This window comes from Nocardia brasiliensis IFM 10847 (assembly GCF_000710915.1).
Classification (GTDB): domain Bacteria; phylum Actinomycetota; class Actinomycetes; order Mycobacteriales; family Mycobacteriaceae; genus Nocardia; species Nocardia brasiliensis_A.
In genome coordinates this window covers 1-8765 of record NZ_BAUA01000021.1, presented here as the reverse complement: position 1 = coordinate 8765, position 8765 = coordinate 1, and the positions used below count along the sequence as shown (strand labels likewise).

Below are 8765 nucleotides of genomic sequence, written 5' to 3'. Positions count from 1 at the left end.
CGAGGGGGAGCGGTGCGCGGTCAACGCTACCGGTTGGCCGTCGCACCCGGCCCACTGCACCGCTCACCCGTAAACGGCGTTATGTTGAGTGCCATGCGGATCGGATTGAGCATCAACTACTCGGGCGGTTTCAAAGAGGCGGCCGCCGAGGTCGTGGACCTCGAACGGGCCGGTCTGGACATCGTGTTCGTGCCCGAGGCCTACTCCTACGACGCGGTGAGCGCGCTCGGTTATCTCGCGGCCAAGACGTCACGGCTGGAGCTGGCCTCCGGCATCCTGCAGATCTACACCCGCACGCCCAGCCTGACCGCGATGACCGCGGCCGGTCTCGACTTCGTCTCCGACGGCCGCTACATCCTCGGCCTCGGCGCCTCGGGCCCGCAGGTGATCGAGGGCTTCCACGGCGTCCCCTACGACGCGCCGATCGGCCGCACCCGGGAACTGGTGGAGATCTGCCGCAAGGTGTGGCGGCGCGAGCGGCTCGAATATCACGGCAAGTACTACCAGATCCCGCTGCCCGAAGGGCAGGGCACCGGGCTCGGCAAGGCGCTCAAGCTCATCAATCACCCGGTACGCGAACGCATTCCGGTGCTGCTCGCCTCGCTCGGCCCGAAGAACGTCGAGCTGACCGCGGAGATCGCCGAAGGCTGGCAGCCGGTGTTCTTCCTGCCGGAGAAGGCGAAGGACGTGTGGGGCGATGCCCTGGCCGCCGGACTGGCCAAGCGCGACCCGCAACTCGGCGACCTGCAGGTCTACGCGGGCCCGGCGCTGGCCATCGGCGACAACGTCGAACCGCTGCTCGAATTCGTCAAACCGCATCTGGCCCTCTACATCGGTGGCATGGGCGCGAAGGGCAAAAACTTCTATCACACGCTGGCCACCAAGTACGGCTACGGCGCCGAAGCCGACCGCATCCAGGAGCTCTACCTGGCGGGCAAGAAGGAAGAGGCGGCCAAGGCGGTCCCCGACGCGCTGGTACGCGACGTCTCGTTGGTCGGCCCGGCGGGCTACGTCAAGGAGCGAATCGCCGCGTTCGCCGAGGCGGGGGCGACCGTGCTGAACGTGGTCCCGATGGCGGCCACTCCGGCCGAGCGGGTCAAGCTGATCGAGCAGTTGCGCGGCCTCTGCGACTGAACCCGCCTCAGCCGAGCCCCGTCATATCGGCGACAGAGTAGATGCTGCCGCCGCTTTCGGTCTCGCTCCCCTCGATGTCGTCGAGCCAGGGGAGCGCGACCGGTCCGGCGAGGCGGTGGCCTGTCGCGAGTTCGTATCGGGAGTATTCGGCTTTGCCGCGATAGCTGAGCGCCGACACGGTGGATCCGTGCACCGACAATGCGACCTTGTCGCGCGGTCCGTGCACGGTCCACTCCTTCGTCACGGTGTTCGTGCCGTCCAATGGCACCGACAGCACTTCACCGTTTCTGGTGATCCAGTACAGCTTGCCGTGCGCCACCGTCAATGAAGCGCGATGCGTTTCCCAGCCGAGATCGGGCATGTGCAAAGGGGTTTCGGACCGTGCGCCGTCGGCCGTGCGAAATTTCACCAACGTCAGGCCGGTACCCGCGCCGGTCGCGGTCTGCTGGGACGCATAGAGCGCGACCAGCTCGCCGCCGTCCTCGGTGCACGCGGAAGTCGTTGTCACCGGCCGGAATTCCGGGTCGTAATCCCACTGACCGCGCACCACCGGAGCGCTGTCGTCACCGAGTGCGTAGAGCCAGTTCTTCGTCGGGTTCTGCTCGGTGCCGACGAACGATTGCCGCACCACCGCGAAGTTGGATTCCCCACAGTACGAGGTGGTTCCGACGATCCCCGCGACCTGCCCCGTCCGCATCGCGTTGTCCGGCCCGACCGACACGAACCGATTGACGTACTCGCCGTTGACAACTCCGGTGTTGTACCAGATCGTGGCCGCGCCGCTACCGGGTTGCCCGGCCGCGGCCTGCACAATGGATTCCCGCTCGATCTCGAACTGCTCGCGGCCGTTCCCGGCCAGCGCCGACACCGAATCGGCGAACGAGGTGACGATCCGTCCGGCGTCGGCGAGCACCCGATTGTTGCTGACCGCGGGCCCGAGCGCCTTCCCCACCACCTGCCCTCCCTGATCGAACACGAAAAGCATCGTCCGATCCTCGCGGCCAACGGATTCCAGCGCGAGCGGCCCGACCACCACCGCCCCGACCGCCCCGCCGGGCATCGCCGTCAGCTCATTCCCCGGATACCCGGGCCGGTCCGCGCAGGAAACCGTCGAAGCCAGCAACAACGCCACCGTGCCTGCCGCCCAACGGCCCCTGACGCACACCATGCGATCGAAGTCCCCACCTTCTCGTTGCAGTGTTGCAGGGTAGTACTTGCGTACCCATCCGGATTAAGAGCTCCTTGTGATACACCGAGGGTGTCCGATTCGGGGGGAGCTGTCTTTCATGTCGATGTCGCCGTTGGACGCGTGCGTGTACGCGGCCCAGACGATCTGCGAGCCCAGTCGCGTGGCCGCCCATACGACTCGACGTCGAGTCGCGGATTGGGGGACGTCCGCCGTTCCGCGCCGGCCTCGCCCACCTGTCGCGTGGCCGCTCCCGCCATCCACCCGACGCCTAGTCGCTGAACGAGGGAACGTCCGCCGCCCCGCGACCCCGTCGCTCTCGCCCCGCGGCAACCACGGGCGCACCCAGCGCCCCTGGCCACCATTGAGAGACCGTCCGGTCCGAACCAAGCGACAGATAGGCCGCCGCCGGTTCACGCACCCCTGCTGTGTTCACGCACCCGCTGTGCCACGTCACAGAACCCGTGTGTGAACACAGAACTCGAGCGTGGACGGCGGATCAGGGTGCGGTGTCTGACTGCACGCCCTGAAGGCGCTGAGGTCAGCGGTTCTGCAAGCCGGTGAGTGCCGCCTGGAGGGTGGAGTGGACGGCGAACACCTGATCGAGGTTGGTCATGCGGAGCTGTCTGCTGGTGGCGGGGCCGTCGGCGACGACCGCGATCGCGGTGGCCGAACCGGCCCGTTGGTGGGTAGCCACCAGGACGGCCATCCCGGCCGAGGCCAGGAAGCTGACGGCGGTCAGGTCGATGATCAGGGCCGCGGGCTTGCCGTCGAGGATGGCCTCGATCGAGCTTTCCAGCGCCGGTGCGGTCGCCAGATCGACCTCACCGGCCACGGTCAGCACCGTCGCACCGTCCTGCGAGGCGACGGTGGTGGTCATCGTGTCCGCCACGGGGTACGCGTCTCCGGATGTATTGCTCACGCGATCACAACACACAAGTAGCGGCGAATTCGCAACCTCGGCGTGTCCATAGCTGTCAACCCTACCGTAGGACGCATACCGAAGTTGCCGTTGTGGCGCTATCGGATTCGCCCGTCTGGGCTCGCGCTGCCACCGGTTACCCGCGCTGACCGAGCGCCGGATGCGGCATCCGCCACCCCGCGGCCAGCCGGGACGAATGCACGCCGGTTCCGCCGCCGAAGAACTCGCAGAACTTCATGATGAGCGGATCCCAGCCCGCCGGGTCGACGTAGGCGGTGCCCGGAATGAGCAGTTCCTCGGCGACATGGGCACGAACCACCCGCACGGTGTGCGCGACCGCGCCGGTACCGACCCCGAACGGCACGGCCGAGACCAGCTCGCCCTCGAGCTGGATCGGGCACTCGGCCACCCGCGGCGCGCGTACGAGATCCGCGGCGACCTCGGTGAGGCCGGCCGCGCCGAACTTGTCCGGCTCGTAGCGATACCCCTTCTCGATCCGGTGCGCGGTCAGCTCGGGCGCGCCGGTCAGCAGCGCCAGCCGGTCCACCGCCTGCACCAGCGCTGCGGACGGCAAGTTCAGCACACACTCGCGCTCGCGCACCATGTTCCGGGTGGTGCGCGACGATGTGCTCATCCCGAGCATGCAATGGTCGCCGAGCCACCACGCCGACGACATCGGCGCGAGATTGGCTGTCCCATCGGGGTTTCGGGTGCCGACCAAGACCACCGGCGTCCCGAAGTACAACACCTTCAGATCAACGACTCGATGCATCCCATCACCCTCCCGAATCAGATCCGCCGGTGCTGGCGGCAAACGGACACCGCGTCCGAGAGTCTCGGCGTGCACGGAAGTGCTTCGGAGCCTTCGGGTTCGGGCGTGATGGCGGCCGGTCCGTCCGTGACGATGGTCGGTCCGTCCGCGGTGGCGGCGGATCTGCCTGCGGCGGTGCCCGATCCGTCCATGATGGCGGGCGGTCTGCTTGGGGCGGCCCCTGATCTGCTTGTGGCGGTGCCCGTTCTGCTCGCGATGGCGGCCGTTCTGCTCGCGATTGTGCCCGTTCTGCTCGCGATGGCGGCCGATCTGCTCGCGATTGTGCCCGTTCTGCTCGTGACGGCGACCGGTCTGCCCGTGACGGTGCCCGATCTGCCCCGAGACGGCGGCCGATCCGCCCGTGACGGTGCCCGGTCCGCGTGGGGCGCGGCGGCATCTCCGCTAGCTGGTGATGCGGGGGTGGGTGCCGCGCAGGGGGTTGGCGACAGGGAAAGTGATGGCGGGCAGGGTCACCGACATGCGGACGTGGGTGCCGGGGCCGGAGTGGTCGATGTCGAGTTCTTCGGTGAGGGCGCGCATCATGTCGATGCCGCGGCCGCGGTAGCCGGGGTCGGCGGCGCGCGGTTTCCAGCTGCCGGTGTCGGTCACGGTGATCACCACGGTCTCGACATTGCAGGTGGCGGTGAGGACGACGCGATCGGCCTCGGCGGCGGGATCGCGCGGTGCGGTGGCGCCGGCGCGGCCCATGGACAGGTCCGTGCTGGCCGGTCGGCCGGTGGGTGGCGCGCCGTTGCGGTAGGCGTGCTCGATGCTGTTGCTGCACGCCTCGTTGGCGGCGGCCACCAGATCCGAGGCCAGATCGTGCGGGACCGCGGCGGCCGCCAGCCACGCTTTGAGCGTACGGCGCAGTGCCGCAAGCTCATCCGGGTGCGCGGGCACCTCGAGCCGCAGCGGCGCGGGCGGTTGCCGGTACACCACCATGGCGACGTCGTCGTCGTAGCCCGCGGCGGGGCGCAGCCGGGACAGCACCGCGTCGGCCACCTCGCGCGGCAGTTTGGCCGCGGTGCCCGCGAGCACGTCGGCGATCTTGGCGAAGCTGTCGTCGATATCGATGCCGCGCTGTTCGACCAGTCCGTCGGTGAACAGCACCAGGGTCGAGCCCGGGGTCAACGCGGTGGTCGCCTCCGGTCGCCGCGGCGGATCGAAGGTGGCCAGCGGCACCGAGCGGCCACCCTCCAGCAGGCGTCCGACGGTGTCGACGTCGGCGAGTATCGGCGGCATGTGCCCGGCGCTGCTGTAGCGGACCAGTCCGCGCACCGGGTCGAGCACGGCGGCGCACACGGTGGTGCACATCGCGCCGGGGATCCGTCCGGCCACCGTGTCGAGTTCGGCGAGCAGCTGCGCGGGGCCCGCCCCGCGTAACAGCAAAGCCCGTGCGGCCGAGCGCAATTGGCCCATCACGACGGCGGCGGACAAACCGCGGCCGACGCAGTCGCCGACCACGACGCCGATGGTGCCGTCGCGCAGCGGAACCACGTCGTACCAGTCGCCGCCGATCTCCAGCGGCGGCAGCGCGGGCTCGTAGTGCACCGAGAACCGGGGCGGCAGTTCGATCGGCCCGAGCATGGCCCGCTGCAGGGTCAGCGAGGTCGAGCGGGCCTGGTCGAAGTTGCGCGCCCGCTGCACAGCGAGGCTGAGGTGGCCGATGAGCAGGGAGAACAGCGTCCAATCGGCGGCGCTGATCGCGCGCGGCGCGGCGAAGCGCAACCAGATCGCGGCGTCCCCGGTTTCGCCGAGCGGGGCGACGATTCCCTCGGAACTCTCGGTGCCTTCGGGGATGGCGAACAGGCTGCGGCCCGGCCGCCGTCTGGCTCGATCCAGCAGGGCCTGTGCGCGCGCGTCGAGTTCGGTCCGTTCGGGTCCGTCCGGTGCGCCTTCGCCGCCGGAGACGTACACCTCCGGTGCGCTCTGCCGGTTCGGCCACACCGCGACCACCGCGGTCTGCGCGCCGACCGTGCGCCGCAATTCGTCCAAGCCCACGGCGAGCACCTCGACCACGCTGGTCGCCGCGCCGACGGCGGTGGCGAGCCGGGAGGCCGCCTGGTCGCGCGCCTGCGCGTCGTGCTCGGCGGTGACGTCGCGGATGGTGCCGACGAAGATCCTTTCGTCGTTCTCCGGTTTCACCAGTGTGCTGGTGCTGACCGCGAGCCAGACCGAGCGACCGTCGCGATGGCGCACCGGAATGACGAAACGCTGTGCCGCCGTGCCGAGATCGGGATAGCGCGGGCCGTCCGAGATCGACCACGGATGCGGCAGGGGATAGGGCACATCGGCGGCGCCGTACCCGGTCAGCGCGCCGAACGCGGAGTTGACCTCGACAATGGTGCCCTGCGCGTCGGCGACGAAGAAGCCGTCCTGCAGCGACTCGACCAGTGCGGTGCGGAAGGCGTCGCGCCCGGCGAGATCGTCTGCGCGCGAACGCTGTTGCTCGTAGCGGCCGACGCCGTCCAGGTAGCCGCGGGTCGCGATGTCCAGTGCCGCAAGGGTTTGCAGCAAGAACTCCAGCCCGGACTCTTCGAGCCGGTTCTCCTTCGTCTGCGCGGCTTTCTCGGCGGCCTGCACCACTCGGAAATGATGCTCGGTGAGGTCGAGCAGGCTGACGCCCTCGACCAGCGCCCGCCTGCCGAGTTCGTAGCCCTCGGCGAGGCTGTCCTGTGCGGTCGAATCGAGATGTCGCCGTAGCGCTTTCGCGTAGGCGTCGAGGAATTCGGCCAGCAGGGCGGTCATCTCGACGCCTCGCTGCGCACGGTCGGGGTAGCGGTATGGCTCATGTCGTCGGTCCGTGGGCTGCGCCGCGGTGCCGCGCGGCGAGTACCAGCGCGTCGTCGGTGTCCTTGGCGTGTCTGGCCAGGATGTCGGCGGTGATCTCCGCGGTGGATTTGGACAGGTCGATGCCGTCGGCGGACTCGCTGACGATGCCGTCGGTGGACATCAGCAGCAGATCGCCCGGGCGCACCTGGATGGTCTGCGGTTGCAGGTTCTGCGGTAAGCGGTAGCCGACGATGCCCGCGGTCAGCAATACGGTGGCGCGCACGGTGAGCCCACCGGGGCTCACGGTGAGCACCCGCGATTCGACATTGCCGACGCCGAGCCAGCGCACCGTGTCGCTGGGATCGAACAGCGCGAGCGAGACCGCCGCGCCGCGGGTGTCGGCCATGGCCCGATGACAGAGCACCATCAGCACGTCCAGCGGTTCGGCGCGGTTCTCGGCGAGCACCTGGGCGGCCCGATCGGCGGCGTCGGCGGCCGGTGCGCCGTGACCGAGGCCGTCGAGCACTGCGAAAAGGACTGTGCCGCCGCCGGTGTCCAGCACGACGCTGCGGTCCCCGGAAACCCGCTGACCCGGCAGCGCGCGACCGGCCACCGCCCACTCGATTCGGCCGATGAACCCATCGTCATGCACCGTTGGGTACCCACTTCCACATCTCGACCAACGTGCCGCGGCCGGGTGCGGAGTCGATGGTGAGCCGGTCCATCAGTCTGCGGGCGCCGGGGAGACCCAGGCCCAGTCCGCGACCGGTGGAGTAGCCGTCTTCGAGTGCGCGGGGAATGTCGATGATGCCGGGGCCTTGGTCTTCGGCCTGCACCACGAGCGCCTGCCTGCCTTCTCGTTCGTCCACCGTCAGGCGGATCTCGCCGCTGCCGGCGTAACTGGTGATGTTGCGGGCGATTTCGGAGATCGCCGTTGAGATCATGGTGCGGTCTGTCAGAGAGAATCCGAGCTTGGCGGCCAGTTCGTGTCCGGCCTGACGTGCGATCACGATGTCGCCCGACACTCTGACCGCGATCACCAGGTTCTCAGCGGCCACTGTCACGACCGTCTCGCTGGCGTCGGGTGGTGGTCTTGCGGTTCAACCAGGCCAGGCCCTCTTCCAGATCGAGGGCGGTGTGCATGTCTTCGAACGTGAGCCCGAGTTGCACCATGGCGAACGCGACTTCCGGTTGCAGCCCGACGATCACCGTTTCGGCGCCGCGCAGCTGCGTCATGTGCGCGATGGTACGCAACGATCTCGCCGCGAAGGAATCCATGATGTCGATCGCGGTGACGTCGACGATGATGCCGTGTGCCCGGTATTTGCTGACCTGTTTCATCAGGTCGTCCTGTAGCCGTTCGGTATCGGCGTCGGTCAGTGCGGACTGGACCGAAGCGATGAGATAGGTGCCCTGTTTGAGAATCGGTACCGGCATGTGCCCGCCCTGATCTAGCGGCCGTCGCGTTCGGTGACCCGCTCGGCGACCCGGGAAACCTCGTAGCCCAGCAGCCGTTCCGCTTCCTCGATACCGCCCTGGAGGTCGCCGACCGCGTTCATCTTGGACAGGTCCAATCCGATGGTCACCAGGGTGAGCGCGATCTCCGAGGACAGGCCGGTGATGATCACGTTCGCGCCCATCAGGCCGGACGCGTCCACGGTCTGCACCAGGTGGTTGGCCACGGTGGAGTCGATCTGCGGCACACCGGTGATGTCGATGACCACGACCTTGGCGCGATTGGCGCGGATGGCGCGTAGCAGCTGTTCGGTGAGCTGGCGGGCGCGCTGGCTGTCCAGCACGCCGATGATCGGGAGAATGAGCAGCTGTTCGCGCACCTGCAGAACAGGGGTGGACAGCTCGCGGATCGCCTCCTGCTGCTGGCGGATGACGCGCTCGCGCTCCTGCACGAAGGCAGCCCAGGTGTTGGCATGCGTTGGCGG

General features: G+C 68.7%; 9 protein-coding genes. 1 reads left to right on the top strand and 8 read right to left on the bottom strand.

Features of this window, described 5'->3' with window-relative positions; all coding sequences use genetic code 11:
- The first annotated feature begins 93 nt into the window (after window positions 1-93).
- Window positions 94-1134 (top strand): LLM class F420-dependent oxidoreductase, encoded by a 1041-nt coding sequence (locus NBRGI_RS04420; RefSeq protein WP_029892968.1) that lies wholly within the window; start codon window positions 94-96, stop codon window positions 1132-1134.
- Window positions 1135-1141: 7 nt separating this feature from the next.
- Here the strand turns inward: NBRGI_RS04420 and NBRGI_RS04415 are convergent, their stop codons facing one another.
- The 8 genes from NBRGI_RS04415 to NBRGI_RS04375 form a co-directional block, all read right to left on the bottom strand.
- Window positions 1142-2302, bottom strand: coding sequence for a hypothetical protein (locus NBRGI_RS04415; protein ID WP_029892967.1), 1161 nt, complete (start codon window positions 2300-2302; stop codon window positions 1142-1144).
- Between the two features lie 559 nt (window positions 2303-2861).
- Complete coding sequence (locus tag NBRGI_RS04410; protein ID WP_029892966.1) at window positions 2862-3200, bottom strand: STAS domain-containing protein; 339 nt, start codon at window positions 3198-3200, stop codon at window positions 2862-2864.
- 178 nt (window positions 3201-3378) lie between these two features.
- Window positions 3379-4014, bottom strand: coding sequence for a flavin reductase family protein (locus tag NBRGI_RS04405; protein ID WP_029892965.1), 636 nt, complete (start codon window positions 4012-4014; stop codon window positions 3379-3381).
- Between the two features lie 441 nt (window positions 4015-4455).
- On the bottom strand, window positions 4456-6801 hold the full coding sequence (locus tag NBRGI_RS04395) for a SpoIIE family protein phosphatase (RefSeq protein WP_029892964.1): 2346 nt from the start codon (window positions 6799-6801) through the stop codon (window positions 4456-4458).
- A 40-nt stretch (window positions 6802-6841) separates the two neighbouring features.
- Window positions 6842-7477 (bottom strand): SpoIIE family protein phosphatase, encoded by a 636-nt coding sequence (locus NBRGI_RS04390; RefSeq protein ID WP_029892963.1) that lies wholly within the window; start codon window positions 7475-7477, stop codon window positions 6842-6844.
- Complete coding sequence (locus NBRGI_RS04385) at window positions 7470-7883, bottom strand: ATP-binding protein (protein ID WP_029892962.1); 414 nt, start codon at window positions 7881-7883, stop codon at window positions 7470-7472. Before NBRGI_RS04385 ends, NBRGI_RS04390 begins: the two co-directional genes overlap by 8 nt.
- On the bottom strand, window positions 7873-8262 hold the full coding sequence (locus NBRGI_RS04380) for an STAS domain-containing protein (protein WP_029892961.1): 390 nt from the start codon (window positions 8260-8262) through the stop codon (window positions 7873-7875). Before NBRGI_RS04380 ends, NBRGI_RS04385 begins: the two co-directional genes overlap by 11 nt.
- 14 nt (window positions 8263-8276) lie before the next feature.
- The coding region (locus NBRGI_RS04375) for an STAS domain-containing protein (protein ID WP_036557427.1) at window positions 8277-8765 on the bottom strand (489 nt) is incomplete at its 5' end.